This window comes from Pseudomonas agronomica, assembly GCF_025917275.1.
In the GTDB taxonomy this organism is placed as follows: Bacteria; Pseudomonadota; Gammaproteobacteria; order Pseudomonadales; family Pseudomonadaceae; genus Aquipseudomonas; species Aquipseudomonas agronomica.
Genome location: NZ_JAOSHO010001180.1, coordinates 1 through 215, shown reverse-complemented (window position 1 = coordinate 215; position 215 = coordinate 1). Strand labels below are relative to the sequence as shown.

Annotated in this window: 1 protein-coding gene; it reads left to right on the top strand. The window is 58.1% G+C overall.

Annotated elements, in window-relative coordinates; all coding sequences use genetic code 11:
• Window positions 1–73: 73 nt before the first annotated feature.
• Window positions 74–215, top strand: a 142-nt coding sequence (locus OC610_RS29460; protein ID WP_264433415.1) for a DUF2970 domain-containing protein, incomplete at its 3' end; no start/stop codon positions are given.

The following is a 215-nucleotide window of genomic DNA, read 5'->3' as shown; positions in this document are numbered from 1 at the left end:
AGCTGGCGAAGCCTGCGATCTTTTCCGATGGGTTGTCTATGCTTGTTCCAAACCCATGGCAGACGAGGGATTTATGGAAGATCCAGTCGACAACAAACCGCCAACGCTATTGCAGATGATGCACAGCGTGCTGGCTGCCGCGTTCGGCGTGCAGAGCGGCAAGAACCGCGCCCGGGATTTCACCCACGGCAAGCCGAGTCACTTCGTGGTCCTGG